17 protein-coding genes and 1 tRNA gene are annotated in these 13,931 nt (G+C 64.9%); 11 read left to right on the top strand and 7 right to left on the bottom strand.

Annotated features, from left to right (window positions below):
* The 6 genes from NZ951_07685 to NZ951_07660 all read left to right on the top strand — a co-directional run.
* Window positions 1–307, top strand: a 307-nt coding sequence (locus NZ951_07685) for a hypothetical protein (GenBank protein ID MCS7207793.1), incomplete at its 5' end; no start/stop codon positions are given.
* Between the two features lie 99 nt (window positions 308–406).
* Window positions 407–736, top strand: coding sequence for a hypothetical protein (locus tag NZ951_07680; GenBank protein MCS7207792.1), 330 nt, complete (start codon window positions 407–409; stop codon window positions 734–736).
* A gap of 26 nt (window positions 737–762) precedes the next feature.
* Entirely contained in the window at window positions 763–2,583 is a 1,821-nt protein-coding gene (locus NZ951_07675; GenBank protein ID MCS7207791.1) for a heme o synthase, read from the top strand.
* Between the two features lie 49 nt (window positions 2,584–2,632).
* Window positions 2,633–2,785, top strand: coding sequence for a hypothetical protein (locus tag NZ951_07670; protein ID MCS7207790.1), 153 nt, complete (start codon window positions 2,633–2,635; stop codon window positions 2,783–2,785).
* Between the two features lie 21 nt (window positions 2,786–2,806).
* On the top strand, window positions 2,807–4,015 hold the full coding sequence (locus tag NZ951_07665; protein ID MCS7207789.1) for a VIT1/CCC1 transporter family protein: 1,209 nt from the start codon (window positions 2,807–2,809) through the stop codon (window positions 4,013–4,015).
* Window positions 4,016–4,033: 18 nt separating this feature from the next.
* Complete coding sequence (locus NZ951_07660) at window positions 4,034–4,798, top strand: DUF72 domain-containing protein (GenBank protein MCS7207788.1); 765 nt, start codon at window positions 4,034–4,036, stop codon at window positions 4,796–4,798.
* 88 nt (window positions 4,799–4,886) lie between these two features.
* On the opposite strand, the gene NZ951_07655 is transcribed toward NZ951_07660, so the two are convergent.
* On the bottom strand, window positions 4,887–5,144 hold the full coding sequence (locus NZ951_07655; GenBank protein ID MCS7207787.1) for a hypothetical protein: 258 nt from the start codon (window positions 5,142–5,144) through the stop codon (window positions 4,887–4,889).
* Between NZ951_07655 and NZ951_07650 the strand changes: the two genes are divergently transcribed.
* Window positions 5,133–6,524, top strand: coding sequence for a class I SAM-dependent methyltransferase (locus NZ951_07650; GenBank protein MCS7207786.1), 1,392 nt, complete (start codon window positions 5,133–5,135; stop codon window positions 6,522–6,524). The genes NZ951_07655 and NZ951_07650 overlap by 12 nt on opposite strands.
* Window positions 6,525–8,204: a sulfatase-like hydrolase/transferase gene (locus NZ951_07645; GenBank protein MCS7207785.1), complete on the top strand. Its 1,680-nt coding sequence runs from the start codon at window positions 6,525–6,527 to the stop codon at window positions 8,202–8,204.
* A gap of 35 nt (window positions 8,205–8,239) precedes the next feature.
* On the opposite strand, the gene aroF is transcribed toward NZ951_07645, so the two are convergent.
* The 4 genes from aroF to NZ951_07625 form a co-directional block, all read right to left on the bottom strand.
* Window positions 8,240–9,283, bottom strand: coding sequence for a 3-deoxy-7-phosphoheptulonate synthase (gene aroF, locus NZ951_07640; protein ID MCS7207784.1), 1,044 nt, complete (start codon window positions 9,281–9,283; stop codon window positions 8,240–8,242).
* Window positions 9,284–9,409: 126 nt separating this feature from the next.
* Entirely contained in the window at window positions 9,410–9,796 is a 387-nt protein-coding gene (aroH, locus tag NZ951_07635) for a chorismate mutase (GenBank protein ID MCS7207783.1), read from the bottom strand.
* Entirely contained in the window at window positions 9,793–10,623 is an 831-nt protein-coding gene (trpA, locus tag NZ951_07630; protein MCS7207782.1) for a tryptophan synthase subunit alpha, read from the bottom strand. Before trpA ends, aroH begins: the two co-directional genes overlap by 4 nt.
* A gap of 6 nt (window positions 10,624–10,629) precedes the next feature.
* Window positions 10,630–10,950: a CPBP family intramembrane metalloprotease gene (locus NZ951_07625; GenBank protein ID MCS7207781.1), complete on the bottom strand. Its 321-nt coding sequence runs from the start codon at window positions 10,948–10,950 to the stop codon at window positions 10,630–10,632.
* A 473-nt stretch (window positions 10,951–11,423) separates the two neighbouring features.
* Here NZ951_07625 and NZ951_07620 point away from each other — a divergent pair, with 473 nt between their 5' ends.
* The 3 genes from NZ951_07620 to NZ951_07610 all read left to right on the top strand — a co-directional run bounded on the left by NZ951_07620 (window position 11,424) and on the right by NZ951_07610 (window position 12,563).
* Window positions 11,424–12,026 (top strand): hypothetical protein, encoded by a 603-nt coding sequence (locus NZ951_07620; GenBank protein ID MCS7207780.1) that lies wholly within the window; start codon window positions 11,424–11,426, stop codon window positions 12,024–12,026.
* A gap of 102 nt (window positions 12,027–12,128) precedes the next feature.
* A complete protein-coding gene (gene trxA, locus NZ951_07615) occupies window positions 12,129–12,464 on the top strand; it encodes a thioredoxin (GenBank protein ID MCS7207779.1) in 336 nt (111 codons plus the stop codon).
* A 9-nt stretch (window positions 12,465–12,473) separates the two neighbouring features.
* Window positions 12,474–12,563 (top strand) — tRNA-Sec (locus NZ951_07610).
* Window positions 12,564–12,580: 17 nt separating this feature from the next.
* Here NZ951_07610 and NZ951_07605 read toward each other — a convergent pair.
* A complete protein-coding gene (locus NZ951_07605) occupies window positions 12,581–13,513 on the bottom strand; it encodes an RluA family pseudouridine synthase (GenBank protein ID MCS7207778.1) in 933 nt (310 codons plus the stop codon).
* Window positions 13,507–13,931: signal peptidase II (gene lspA, locus NZ951_07600; protein ID MCS7207777.1), on the bottom strand; the 425-nt coding region annotated here is incomplete at its 5' end. The genes NZ951_07605 and lspA, both read right to left, overlap by 7 nt.

Raw genomic sequence — 13,931 nt, 5'->3', positions numbered from 1 at the left:
TACCGAGGTAGGGGGCTACCTGACGGTGGAATCGGGCACCATTGTCACCGTCCCCCTTTCCTATCGCCTCGCCCCGCAAGTGGTGCGGCCGTTGGGCGGGGGGAGATATGTCTACCGCCTCCTCGTGCAGAAACAGCCCGGTGTGGACGATGACCAGGTCACGGTGGCGGTGCGCCTGCCGCCGGGGGCGGACCTTGTCCTTGCCACCCCCTCCCCCACCCAGCGCCAGGGCCCGTGGCTGGTGTGGCGCACTACCCTGCTTGCGGACACCACCCTTGTGGTGGTGTTCGCCATCCCCCCATCCTGACACCCCACGCCACGACACCTTCCAAAGGGTAGAATAGAAAGGAAAGCCCTTGCACTCCCGTCAGGCCCCCGCAGAACGGGGCACAAAAGGAGCCATCCCGTGCGCTATCGCTCGCCCCTGATGCTGGGGGCTATCGCCGTGTTGAGCGCTGTGGTGGGTGTGCTGGCGGGCCTGCTGGCGACCCAGCGTCCTGCCTGGGCCACGAGCCCCCTCGCGCTCCCCCGCCCGTTGTCGTTGGGCATCCTGGGTATCGGCATGGCTCTGATCTTGGCAGGCTATGGGGCGCTCCTCCTTCACACCTGGCGCGTGGGGCGCTCGCCTTCGTCCTCAGGTGCGGGCAGCCCGGCTCCTTTGGGGGAGATGGTGCTAGTCGGCATCCCCCTCCTGGTCCTGATCGGGGTGGTCGTCTACGCACTCCTGTCTTCTTGACCATCGCATCCTCTACAATAAGGGCGATGGGAAGCACAGTCCGCCAAGTTGCCCCCACTTTTGGGGCAAGGCTTCAGGGGTGGAGCCGGAGGGTTTTCCCCCTTTGGGCCCGCTGTGCCCTGGGCAGTTTTCTGCTGGCCACCGTCATGGGAGGTATCGTGCGGGTCACCGGCTCTGGTCTCGGATGCCCCGACTGGCCCCTTTGCTATGGGCGCATCATCCCCCCGCCCGACATCCACGCCTGGCTGGAGTACCTGCACCGCTTGGCGGTCGCCTGCGCCACCGTGTTCCTGGTGCTGATGAGCCTTACCGCCTTCGGCTGGGCCTCCTCCCGACGGAGCCTTGCACTGGCTCTGCTCCCGGGGAGCCTCGTGGTGGTGCAGATTGTGCTGGGGGCTTTCACCGTTCTCACTGAACTGCACGGGGGTGTGGCCCTGGCCCACACGGGCGTGGCCATGGCCCTGCTGGGTTCCCTGGCCTTCATCAGCGCTCGCACCAGCCCGTGGGGTAGAGGGGAGGAAGACACGACCAACCGCCAACGGAGCTCCCCGCCGGCCCTGCTGGTTCTCGGGGTAGCCACCTTCCTGTTGATCCTCACAGGGGCCTATGTTACCCGCTCCGGAGCGGCTTTGGCGTGTGTCCCCTTCCCCCTGTGTAACCGCCCCCCCGAGACCCTGGAGGTAGCGCGCCTGCAGGAGGTGGACCGCCTCCATTGGGCGACGGCAGTGGTGGTGGGCGTGCTGGTGGCATGGATAACCTGGCGAGGCCTGCGCTCCCCCGAAAGGCAGGTGCGCCTCCTCCTCATCCCCTTGGGCGTGCTGGCCCTTATCCAGGCGGTTTTCGGCGTGGTAAACAAAGTGTGGCTCCTGCCCCTCTGGTCGCGTCTGGCCCACCTGGTGGGGGCTGCGGGTCTGTTCACCTGGGTCTTCTTTTTGCTGGGCCTGGCCTGGCCGGAGGCCCGCTGGGGGGCGGCCGCGCCCCTGCACACCGTGCGGGGGCTCCTCCTGCTCATCAAGCCCAATGTTTTGGTCCTGCTTCTGGTAACTACCCTGGCCGGCATGCTCGCCGCAGGTGGGGGCACGGTGGCGTGGGAGCGGGTGATGGTAACCCTGCTGGCGGGGGCCCTGTGTGCGGGCGGGGCAGGAGCCTTGAACTCCTACCTGGACAGGGATCTGGACGCCCAGATGGCCCGCACGCGGGCACGCCCCCTCCCCTCGGGCCTGGTGGAACCCCAGGACGCCCTCTGGTTCGGAATCAGCCTGGGGGCTGTCTCTCTAGCCATGTTCGCCCTGTGGGTGAATGGGATCAGCGCCCTGCTGGCTGGAATCGCCTTCGTGTATTATGTGGTGGTGTACAGTTTCCTGCTGAAGCGCCGCACCCCCCAGAACATCGTGCTGGGTGGTGCGGCGGGTGCCTTCCCCCCCCTGATCGGTTGGACGGCAGTAACGGGGCGTGTGGAGCCTGCCGCCTTGTTTTTGTTCCTCCTCGTTTTCTTCTGGACACCCCCCCACTTCTGGCCCCTCGCCATCCTAGCCAAGGAGGAGTATCGGGCGGCCCAGGTGCCCATGCTCCCCGTTGTGGCGGGGGAAAAGGCTGCCGCTTTTCAGGTGCTCCTGTACAGCCTTATTTTGCTGGGGGTGAGCCTCCTGCCCGTGGCGTTGCGCCTCTTCGGGGTGGTCTATTTGGGGGCGGCGGTGGTGCTGGGAATCCTTTTCCTGGGCATGGCCCTCGCCCTGTACCGCTCCCCCACACCTCGGCGGGCTCTCCGCCTTTATCGCTACTCCAGTGTGTATCTGGCCCTGCTGTTCCTGTTTCTAGTGCTGGATAGAAGTCTGACCAGCGGGTAGCGCACCGGGGGCATTGCCCCGTGCGCCTGCCCGCCTAGGGGAGGGGATTATGCTGGCCGATGCAACCCAGACGGCTGCGCAGACTCTGGCCTCCGTTGTGGAGGGGCAGGCCTTGGCCCTGGCGGTGCTGGTGCTCCTTCTGGTGGGCCTGGTGGGAGGCCTCATCGCTTTTGCTACATCTATCACGACGCGCCGCGGGTAGTTTTCCCCCCAGGGAGGGGTTATGGCGCACACCTTCAGCAAAACTGATCTGAACCTGTGGATGGCCTTCCTTGGGGAGGCCAAGGCCAACCGCCTCTACACCGCCTATGCCCTGAAGGCCCTGGAGGAGGGGAAGCCCGAGGTGGCCCAGGTGTTCCTGGAGGCAGCGGGCGCAGAGACGGCCCACGCCATCAGCCACCTGCGCACCTTGAAAGCCATCGGCACCACCGAGGAGAACCTGCGCCGTGTCCTCAAGGAGGAGGCACGGGAAATCGCTTCCATGTATCCCCGCATGATACGCGAGGCCCAGGAGGAGGGGCGACAGGATGCGGTGGCTACCTTCACCCTGGCTTGGGAACGGGAGCAACACCACCTGCGCATCTTCCAAGAGGCGGCCCAGCGCTTGGGGCTGAAAGACCTGGAACCGGAAGGCCCCCCTCCCTCCCTGATGGAGGTGCGCCCCTGGCGCCTATCCCTTCCCGCCCGTTTGATGGAGCGAGCGCGCCAGGAGCTCCGTGGGGAGAAGGAGCGCATCGCTGCCCTGACACGCATCCGAGAGGTGGTGTTCGGGGTGCAAGATGGGCTTATCAGCACTGTGGCCCTGTTGGCGGGCGTCTTTGGGGCCCTCACGGAACGTTACCCGGTCATTGTGGCGGGGATGGCCTCGGCTTTGGCGGGCACTTTCTCCATGGCTATGGGCAGTTACCTGGGCTCCAAAGCCGAGAAGGAGGTGCTGGAGGCCGAAATCGCCAAGGAGCGGGAGGAACTGGAGCGCTCCCCCGCCGAGGAGATGGCCGAACTGGTGGAGATGTACCGGGCCGAGGGGTTTACCTTTGAGCAGGCGGTGGAGCGCGCCCAACGCCTGGCCCAGGATAAGCCCGCCATGCTCCGCACCATGTTGGAGAAGGAACTGGGCATTAGCCCCGAACTGACCCAGGAGGCCAGCCCCTTCAAGGATGCCCTGGCCATGGGCTTCTCCTATATCCTGGCGGCCGTCATCCCCCTGACGCCGTACTTCATCCTGACCGGCCTACCGGCCCTGGCCATGTCTTTGGGCGTCACGGGCCTGGCCCTTTTCGCCATCGGCGCGGGCAAGACCCGCTGGACGCGCCGCAACCCCTTCTGGTCGGGTTTGGAGGTGTTCCTGTTGGGCACCCTGTCGGGCCTGCTGGGGTATGGATTGGGCACCCTTCTCCCCCGCTTCCTGGGGGCTCCCCCCGCCTTGGGGTGACGGGTGTGAGGCACCAGCATGGGCGTCCCTCCCCTTTGGATCGGCACCAGCGGGTGGCACTATCCCCACTGGCGGGGCCTTTTCTACCCCTCTGACCTTTCCCCCAGCCGATGGCTGGCCTACTATGCCCAGCACTTCCCCACGGTGGAACTGAACGCCCCCTTCTACCGCCTGCCCAGTGAGCGGGCTGTGCGCTCCTGGGCGGAGGGGGTGCCCTCGGGCTTCCGCTTCGCGGTGAAGGCCAGCCGGTGGATTACCCACATCAAGCGTTTAGCGGGAGGCGCAGAACTCGCCCTGTTCCTGGAGCGGGTGCGCTTTTTGGGGAAGGCCCTAGGGCCCATCCTCTACCAACTGCCCCCCACCATGCGCCGCGACACCCAGCGCCTAGAGGGCTTCCTCACCCGCCTGCCCCGCGACATGTGCCACGCCATAGAGTTTCGCCACCCCTCTTGGTTCTGTCCCGAGGTGTATGCCCTCCTGCGCCGACACGGCGTAGCCCTATGTCTGGTGGACATGGTGGGCTTTTCCAGCCCCCGGGAGGCAACAGGGGACTTCCTATATGTGCGTTTCCACGGAACGGGGGGATTGTATTGGGGCTCCTACACGGAGGAAACCCTGCGGGGCTGGGCCTGGGACCTGCAGGCGCTGAGTGCGGGGCTCCGCCCCATCTGGGCCTACTTCAACAACGACGCCGAGGCCGCCGCTGTCCACGACGCCCTGCGCCTTCGGGCCTTGCTGGAGGGGAAGCCTCCACACCCCGCCCAGCTGCCCTCAAAATTCTGAGGCACATCGCTCCCACAGGGGCTTTCCATGTGGTATAGTATTAGCATATCCGATACCCCTAAGAGGGTTGGCCATGCTCCTTGAGGGTCTAGGTATAGGTATGGGTGTAAGGCACATCGTCGGGCCCCTCCACTATGTAGACCCTTCCACGGGTGGGGTTATTCTTCAGGCCCTGTTGGGTGGGGCTGCGGGGGTACTTCTCCTCCTCCGTCTCTTCTGGGGGCGCATCAAGCGCCTCTTCCTCCGCAAGAGCAAGACCGTCGCCAGTGGCAGCAGCCAGGCTCCAACCCCCTAGGCTCTGCACGCGCGCAACGGGTGCCAGTCCACTGTGGGTATGATGCGCCATACCTCCTCTTTTCGCGACCCCGACGGAGCCGTCGTGGTCAGCGGGGAGCGGGTGTTCCGCGCCTTCCTGCCCACCGGGGCGGAGAAGTTCGCCCTCCTGAAAGCCTCGGGCCTTCTCGAGGCCCTGCAGGAGCGGGGGCTTGTGGTGGATTGGCGGGAGATACCCCCAGAGGACGTGCCAGGCTTACGTGATGTTGTCCCCCAAGCCTCCACCGTTTTAGAGCATACCCGCATCCCCTTCCTCTCTTTTTGCTACGAATGGCCCTTCAGCATGCTCAAAGATGCCGCCCTGTGCACTCTGGACATCGCCCAGCGTGCCCTGGCCAAGGGCTTTATCCTGAAAGATGCTACCCCCTTCAATATCCAGTTCCTGGGCACCCGTCCTGTGCTGATTGACCTAGCCTCCCTGGAACCCTACCAGGACGGCCAGCCCTGGCGAGCCTACCATCAGTTCTGCCGGCTCTTTCTAAACCCCCTTCTCCTGCAGGCGTCCACGGGCGCGCCCTTCCAGCCTTGGCTCCGGGGCTCCCTAGAGGGTATCGCCCCAGCCGATATGGCCAGGCTCCTGCCCTGGCGTTGGCGGATGCGCCCCTTTGCTTTCACCCATGTGCTCCTGCAGGCATGGTTGGAACGCCAGTTCGCCCCCCGCACCCCGGACGAGACCGACGCCCCACCCCGAGTGCGCCGAAAGCAGGTGCTGACTCTCCTCCACAGTCTAGCCCGTGGGATAGAGCATCTGCGCCCCCGTCACGCCCCCACCCCTTGGACCGGCTACCAGGAGGAGTGCCATTACCATCCCGAAGCCCAAAAAGCCAAAGCGACCTTTGTGGAACAAGCCGTGCAAACCCACCGCCCACGGATGGTGTGGGACCTGGGCTGTCATGTAGGCCATTACAGCCGCCTCGCCGGCCGATATGCGGGGCTTGTGGTGGGCATGGACTCCGACCCCCACGCCGTGGATACCTTCTATCAACAGGTCAAGGGCAAAACCACCAACATCCTGCCGTTGGTGATAGATGTGCTGGACCCCTCCCCCGATCGGGGATGGGCTCAGGAGGAGCGCCAGGGGCTCATCGCGCGGGGGCCGGCGGACATGGTACTTTGCCTGGCCCTGGTGCACCACTTAGCCCTGCAGGGCAATGTGCCGTTCGGACACCTGGTGCGCTGGCTGGCGCACGTGGGCCACACCATCATCATCGAGTTCGTGCCAAAAGAGGATTCCCGCGCTCGTCTGCTCCTGCGCTGGCGGGAGGATGTCTACCCCTGGTATACCCAACAGGCCTTCGAGCGCGCCCTGGAGGAGCGCTTTACCATCGTAGAGCGCTACCCCCTCCCCCATTCCACACGCATCCTCTATCGCGCCGTGCGGAGGGGAGGATAGATGGAACGCCGCCCCCTCCCTCCCGTATGGCAGAGCCTGGTGGTGTCCTTTGGCACTGCTACTTTGGGCTTTGGCGCGCCTATACACATAGGGGTCATCGCCTACCAACTGGGCGGCTTGGCGCTCCTCTTGCTGATAGTGGTCTACCAGATTGTTCCGACCATGCTCCTGTTCGCCGGGGAGCGCCTCCTTCTGCGCCGTTGCGGGGCGGGACGCGCCCTGGCCCTCTTCCGCGGGCTGGGGTTTGGCCTTGCCCTGCTCATCTTTTTACGCTTACTCCCCCAGTCAGTGCCCTTTCTGGCCCAATCCCTGGCTCCCACGCCCATTTATACGGCCCTCATGTGGATCGTGGCGGTGGGGGTAGTAGGAGGCATTGTCGCCCTCCACCGGCACGCCATTGTCAGGGACTATTTGACCATTATCGGCGTGGTCAGCCTTTTCTGGACGGGCATCTTCGCCCAGCAGATGGGCCTCTTCGGCAGGGCGTGGAATCCCCCTCAGGAACCCCCTCCAAGTGCCTCCTCCCGATCGGCCCACTCCCCGCCTGTCTTCCTCCTGTTCTTTGACGGCATGGGGAGCGATGTGCTCCTGCGGGACGGGCAGATAGACGCTGAACGGTTCCCCCACTTCTCCGTCCTGGCCCAAGATAGCGTCTTCTTCATCCACGCCACCAGCAACTATGGCAACACGGAATACGCCTTCCCCACCATGCTCACTGGCCACTGGGGGCACCAGCGGGAGATGTATAACGTCGGGACTCCCAGTTGTCCTGTGGGCTTAGCCTCTGTCCTGAACCGATGGATGGGGGGATCCCTGTGCAAGGGCAGTTCTGATTTCCTCCAGAGCCCGAAAAACATCCTCTCCCTTCTGGATCAAAACGGGTATCGGGTTGTGGAATACCACGGCTGGTTCAGTTGTCGCTCGGAGCACACGCTGTGCAAAGGGAGGCGGTGGTTCTCCCAGCGCTATCCCATGCATATCGTTGCGGCCACGGGCATTGGCTTCCTGGACGGCCTCATCCCCAAAGGGCGCGTGTTTTGGGGCGTCCGCAGACTACTGTGGGCACCCGTGGCTTTCACTGCTCCCCAGTTCTTCCAGGATTTCCTTGCCGATGTGCACAGCGCCAGCGCCCCCGGCACCGTGTTCTTTATCCACGTCGTCCTCCCCCACGAGCCGTATGTGTTTGACCGGCACGGCGTCTGGCGTCCCCCACCCCCAGAGGATGACCTCCCCGCCCAAATGCGCGCCTATGAGCGCCAATGCCAATTTGTAGATACTCTGCTCGGCCAATTCCTGGAGCACCTACGCACGCAGGGCCTTTACGAGCAGTCCATCATCGTTGTTACTAGCGACCAAGGGGTGCGCCCCCTCGCCCGATGGGGTATAGAGCGCCCTGACGCCATCAACGGTATGGTGCCTCGCGTGCCCTTGCTTATCAAGGCTCCTGGGCTGACACCCGGCATCTCCACTGTGGATTACCAGCACATTGACTTCAAGCCGACCTTGCTGGACATCCTGGGCCTCCCCCCGGAGGAGGGCCTGCCCGGCGTTTCGGCCTTTGCGCCGGAGCGTCCCACGCGCCCCAAAATCTTCTACTGGGGCGGCATCCGCTACATCGCCACCGACCCTACGGGCCAAGCCCCCTGGGTTGTGGAAAAACACTTGGGGAGTGGGGGCTAAATCCCCCACTCCCCACATGCATCCCCTGGGGGGGCCTAGACCTTCACCGCCTCGCTGGCAGGGGCCACCTTCTTCCCCACCGCACTCGCCACAGCCCGCACCCCCTCCATGAGTTTGCGGAAGTTCTCGGGCGTCAGTGACTGGGCGCCGTCGCTTAGGGCCTGATCGGGGTTGGGGTGCACCTCTATGAGGAGCCCGTGCGCCCCTGCCGCCACTGCCGCCAAGGACATGGGCGTAACCATATGCCATTTGCCCGTGCCGTGGCTGGGGTCCACGATGATGGGCAGGTGGCTCAAGCGCTTGATGGCTGGCACGGCAGCCAAATCCAAGGTGTTGCGCGTGTAGGTCTCAAAGGTGCGGATGCCCCGCTCGCACAAAATGACCTGTTTATTGCCTCCTGCCAGGATATACTCGGCCGCCAGGAGCCACTCCTCATAGGTAGTGGCAAATCCTCGCTTCAGGAGCACCGGCTTGTCCACCTTCCCCACCGCGTGCAGAAGTTTGAAGTTCTGCACATTGCGGGCGCCGATCTGCAGGATATCCGCATAAGTGGCCACTAACTCCACATCCTCAGCGGTCATCACCTCAGTGATGATGGCCAAACCCGTCTCCTCCCGGGCCTTGGCCAGCAGGCGCAGGCCCTGCACCCCCAACCCTTGGAAGGAGTAGGGCGAAGTGCGGGGCTTGAACGCCCCCCCCCGCAGAATGCGCGCCCCTGCCGCCTTCACCGCCACCGCCGTCTCCAGCAACTGCTGTTCGCTCTCCACCGAGCAGGGGCCGGCCATCACCACCACCTCATCGGTGCCGATGACCACATCCCCCACCCGGACCACCGTATCATCGGGATGAAACTCCCTACTGGCCAGTTTGTAGGGCTTGCTAACCCGCAGAACCTCCATCACACCCGGCAAGGTCTCCAGTTCATCCTTCAGTTCTGGGTAAATTTGGCCGATGATGCCGATCACCGTGCGCTCCACGCCCCGGGAAATATGGGCGCGGAAATCACGCTTGCTTTCAATCACGGCCACGACCCGTTGGATATCCTCCTCGGTCGCGTCCCTCTGCATGACCACGATCATCCCGTCGACCTCCCAAATTTTCCCTTGTCCATGCGTCCTCCTTACGCCTCCCGAAGGTTGCGGTATAGGGGTGCCAGCCGGGCATCCCCAAACCACCCCCGAGAGCGCAAGGTGGACGCCACCAGGTTACCGCGCTGGAGCATCGTCCATCCCTCGTCGCCTCAGGTTGACCGCCTCCCGCAAGTAGATATGGCGTATCTCCTCTTGCCCTTTCGTGGTGTTCACCAACAGGAGCACGCGAATACAGCGGGGCAAGCCGTCGGGCACCTGCATCTCGTGGGCGCACAGCAGGGGCACCATCTCCCACCCCATTTGCCGGGCCGCCACCGCCGGGAACTCGGCGTTCAGGTCAGTTGTTGTAGTAAATATAGCAGTGGCGATATCTTGGGTGTCAAGACTATTGGCCGCCACCAGGGCCTGGAGCAGTTCCTTAGTCGCCTCCAGAATCGCCTCCCGGGTGTTGGCCGAGGCGGTGGTGGCGCCCCGAATGCCGCGGCACACCACAGGCTTCACGGTGGCCTCCTGTCCACTGGACGCGGGGCATCCCTTCCCGCCAGGAGGCGCAGGATGACATCCCGCCCCACCCGCACCTCCTCCCCAAGGGGAGCCGTCTCCAGAGCCTGCACCAGAGCGCTCCCCACCACGGCGGCGTCCGCTACCCCCCGCAGCGCACCCAGATGCTCCGGCCGCGAGATGCCGAACCCCACCGCCACCGGCAGGCGTGTATACCGCCGCACCCGCTCCACCAGACTCGGCACCTCCGCAGAGAGCGTCTCCCGCGCCCCTGTCGTCCCCGTTACACTCACACAGTATACAAACCCGCTGGCCCCTTGGCACGCCATGGCGATACGCTCGTCGGTGCTGGTGGGAGCCACCAAGGGCACCAGCGCCACGTTATAGGCCACGCACACCTCCCGTAGAGGCCCCGCCTCCTCGGGGGGCAAGTCCGCCACAATCAACCCATCTACCCCCGCTTGTGCAGCGTCCCGCACACACCGCTCCACACCATAGGCCAGGAAGGGGTTATAGTAGCCCATCAGGAGCACGGGCACGGTGCATCCGGCACAGCGCACCGTGCGGACCATGTCCAGACACAGGGGCAAAGTGACACCCCTCTGCAAAGCGGAAAAGGTTGCCTTCTGAATCACCGGCCCTTCGGCCACAGGGTCGCTGAAGGGGACCCCCACCTCCACCACATCCGCCCCTGCCTCGGCCAGCGCAGGGATCAGAGCCACCGTGGACCCCACCTGGGGATGGCCCGCCATCACATAGGCGATAAGCCCCAACCCTCTGCGGCGCACGGCGGAAAGCAAGGCATCGGTGATGCGTTGGGCGCCCATACCCCCTCACCGTCCGAAGGCATAGGCCAGAGCGTTCTGCAGGGCATGGGCCATCAGCGGCGGCAGGAGGGAACCGCTCCGCAGGAACAGCACCCCCAACACTAACCCCGCAAAGAACACGGGCACCATCAACCCCGGCGCTCCGTGCAGAACTGCAAACACAAGGGAAGACACCACCAGAGCCCCCCCACGGGTGAAGCGCGGGGTAAGGGCTGTCAGCAGAAACCCCCGAAAGAATATCTCCTCCGCCAGTGGGGCTAGGAGAACCACCACACCCACTGTCAAGAGGGCGAAAAGGCCCTCACCCTCCCGCAAGACCGCCGGCATCTGCGGGGGCAGCAGGTCGGCAAAGCCCAACCTCTGCATCACAAGGGTGTATAGCCCCGTGAAGGCCAGGATACCCAAAGGCGCCAGGGCCGCCCACAGTAGAACTCCCCCCCGCACGGGGAGGCGCATTCCCAGCGCCTCCCACGCCACCCCGCGGCTGCGCCCCACCCCTAAGGCGATGCACAGCAGGCTTGCCTCCTGGAACACGGTCAGCCCCAGAAAAAGGGGGAGGGAGACCGCCCCCTCCCCCCCCAGCAGCACAACCCCTCCCACAACCACCCCTGTGGTCACCAGAGCCAACCCCAGCCCCAGGGCTGCCTCTCCCCCCCGCAAAACCCCCCTTGCCGAGGCGGAGCGTGCCAGTGTCATCGGCGTTTCCATCCGTGTCTCTTAGGTTAGGATAACATGCTTACTTCGTGTGCAAAAGGCTAGCGCCCTTCCCCTCCCCAGGGACAAGAGGATACGCTAACACTATGACACACCTCCCCCTGCTCCCCTGGCGACGCCTCTTCCACCTGGGTGCGGGCACAGTTCTGGCGGGAACAACCCTCTTGCCCTGGGCATGGACGGTGGGACTGCTGGGGGGCCTATCGGCCCTGGCGGTGGCCACGGAATTGCTCCGCCTGCGCAACCCCAGGCTGGGACGCATCCTCTCCCGCTGGCTGCGCCCCCTGCTCAAACCCTCTGAAACCCAGCGGGTTACGGGGGCCTCCATGTTGGCGTGGGGTTCCCTGGGGGCCGTGCTCCTATTCGGACCCCAGGCCGCCCGCCTGGGCATCTTAGTGCAGGCCTGGGGCGACCCCTTGGCAGGGGTCGTGGGCACCCTTTGGGGCCGACACCCCCTCCCCAGGGGCAAAACCCTGGAGGGGAGCCTGGCCTACCTTCTGGGAGCGGGTGTGGCTCTCGCCACCCTTACCGTGTTGGGGTGGGGTGTGCCATGGTGGGTGGGCCTAATCGCTGCGGGGGTAGCCACCCTGGGAGAAGCCCTCTCCCCTCCCCCCGATGACAACCTTTGGGGGCCCCTGGTGGGGGCGGGTGTGGTATGGGCCCTGGGGATCGTCGCCGGCCTCCCCTAGCATGCTTTATTTTCTCCCTTGACGCCCCATACCCCTACGCCCTATGCTAAGAACGACACCCTTCGCTTCGTCCAACCACCCGAAGGGACCCCAGGGGGGAGCATGAGCAAGCCGATCACCGTAACCGATGCCACCTTTGCCCAAGAGGTTCTGGAGGCCACCACCCCGGTGCTGGTAGATTTCTGGGCCGAGTGGTGCGGCCCCTGCAAGATGATCGCCCCCTTCGTGGAGGAACTGGCCCGCGAGTATGACGGACGGGTCAAGGTGGCCAAGATGGATGTGGACGCCAATCACGAGATCCCTGTACGCTACGGCATCCGCGCCATCCCCACCCTGATCATCTTCAAGGGCGGCAAAGCCGTCGACCAAATCGTCGGTGCCGTGCCCAAGGCCACCCTGCGTCGGCGTCTGGAGGCTGTGCTCTCCACTCCTTCCTAATCACCAGACGGGAGTGGATGGGGCCCGGTGGCCCTCGCGGTCTTCAAAACCGCAGGCCCGCCGTTGGCGGGCAGTGGGTTCGACTCCCTCCCGCTCCCGTCCCCCTTTACACCAGCCTACAGCCGTTCCCCCCGTTCCAAGGCAGCCACCACCCTTTGCAGGTCGGCGGGCAGGGGGCTGTGAAAAGTCATCCACTCCCCCGTGCGCGGGTGCGCAAAACCGAGTATAGCGGCGTGCAGGAACTGTCGCCCCAGCAGATGCGTGCGCCGACGGCTATATAAGGGATCGCCCACCAGGGGATGACCAATGGCCTGCATATGCACCCGCACCTGGTGCGTGCGCCCCGTCTCGGGCCACACCTCCACCAACGCACATTCGCCAAAGGGGCGTACCACGCGGTAGCGCGTGCGCGCCGGGCGTCCCCCGGGCACCACAGCCATCCGCTTCCGGTCCCGTGGCGAGCGGGCGATAGGGGCGTCCACCGTCCCCTCCGGCGGATACGGCACACCCCACACTAGCGCCAGATACCCTTTGTGGAGGCGACGCTCCTGTATCTGATGGGCCAGGGCCTGGTGGGCCGTATCGTTCTTGGCTACCAACAGCAGGCCCGAGGTATCCTTGTCCAGGCGGTGCACAATCCCTGGGCGCAGAGCCCCCCCAATCCCTGACAGGTTCTTCACCTGCGCCAACAGAGCGTTCACCAGAGTATCCTGGGCGTGGCCGGGGCCGGGGTGCACCGGCATCCCGGGGGGCTTGTCCACCACCAGAATATCCGCATCCTCATACAGAATGCGCAGAGGCAGGGGCCGAGGCACCAGCGCCACCGGCTCGGGTGGGGGAACAGTCAGCACAATGCGGTCGCCCGGGCGCACCTTATAGGCGGGTTCGGCGGGCTGGCCGTTGACCTGCACATACCCTTGGGTGATGAGAGCCTGCAGGCGGGAGCGGGAAAGACCCCCAGGGGCGTGCTGGGCCAGCCAGCGATCCAGGCGTATTCCCCCCACCTCCACCACAAAAACCAATTCCTGGGATGCCGAGGCCACTAGCACCCCACCTCCGACGGCGGCCGACGGAAGCGCTGGGGAGGCAGGGGGCGCACCACCACTCGCCGATGCCCTCGACTCTGGGCCGCCAGGAAGGCCACCACCAACCCGCTGATGCCCACCACAATGGCCGAGTCCGCCAAGTTGAACACCGGCCACCACCCCAGGTCCACAAAGTCCACCACATACCCCAGGCGCACCCGATCTATCAGGTTGCCCAACGCCCCGCCCACCATCAGCCCGATACATAGGCGTACAAGGGGATGGGCATTACGGTTCTGCCTGTAGAACAGGATGAGCACCACCAACCCCACCACCGATGCCACGATAAGGAAAAGGGTATACCCCTGGAACAGGCCGAAGGCGCTCCCCGTATTGGTGATATGGGTAAGGCGCAGGAAAGGCGTCAGCACCACCGACGCCC

This window comes from Dehalococcoidia bacterium (assembly GCA_025060295.1).
In the GTDB taxonomy this organism is placed as follows: Bacteria; Chloroflexota; Dehalococcoidia; order Lucifugimonadales; family HRBIN23; genus HRBIN23.
The sequence above is the reverse complement of the archived record's forward strand: the minus strand, read 5'-3'. Positions and strand labels throughout refer to the sequence as shown.

Bases quoted from the DNA above. Each gene is read 5' to 3' on its own strand.
- NZ951_07675 (MCS7207791.1), top strand. From the start codon at position 763: ATGGGAAGCACAGTCCGCCAAGTTGCCCCCACTTTTGGGGCAAGGCTT.
- NZ951_07670 (MCS7207790.1), top strand. From the start codon at position 2,633: ATGCTGGCCGATGCAACCCAGACGGCTGCGCAGACTCTGGCCTCCGTT.
- NZ951_07665 (MCS7207789.1), top strand. From the start codon at position 2,807: ATGGCGCACACCTTCAGCAAAACTGATCTGAACCTGTGGATGGCCTTC.
- NZ951_07660 (MCS7207788.1), top strand. From the start codon at position 4,034: ATGGGCGTCCCTCCCCTTTGGATCGGCACCAGCGGGTGGCACTATCCC.
- NZ951_07650 (MCS7207786.1), top strand. From the start codon at position 5,133: ATGATGCGCCATACCTCCTCTTTTCGCGACCCCGACGGAGCCGTCGTG.
- NZ951_07655 (MCS7207787.1), bottom strand. From the start codon at position 5,144: ATGGCGCATCATACCCACAGTGGACTGGCACCCGTTGCGCGCGTGCAG.
- NZ951_07645 (MCS7207785.1), top strand. From the start codon at position 6,525: ATGGAACGCCGCCCCCTCCCTCCCGTATGGCAGAGCCTGGTGGTGTCC.
- aroF (MCS7207784.1), bottom strand. From the start codon at position 9,283: ATGATCGTGGTCATGCAGAGGGACGCGACCGAGGAGGATATCCAACGG.
- trpA (MCS7207782.1), bottom strand. From the start codon at position 10,623: ATGGGCGCCCAACGCATCACCGATGCCTTGCTTTCCGCCGTGCGCCGC.
- NZ951_07625 (MCS7207781.1), bottom strand. From the start codon at position 10,950: ATGCCGGCGGTCTTGCGGGAGGGTGAGGGCCTTTTCGCCCTCTTGACA.
- NZ951_07620 (MCS7207780.1), top strand. From the start codon at position 11,424: ATGACACACCTCCCCCTGCTCCCCTGGCGACGCCTCTTCCACCTGGGT.
- trxA (MCS7207779.1), top strand. From the start codon at position 12,129: ATGAGCAAGCCGATCACCGTAACCGATGCCACCTTTGCCCAAGAGGTT.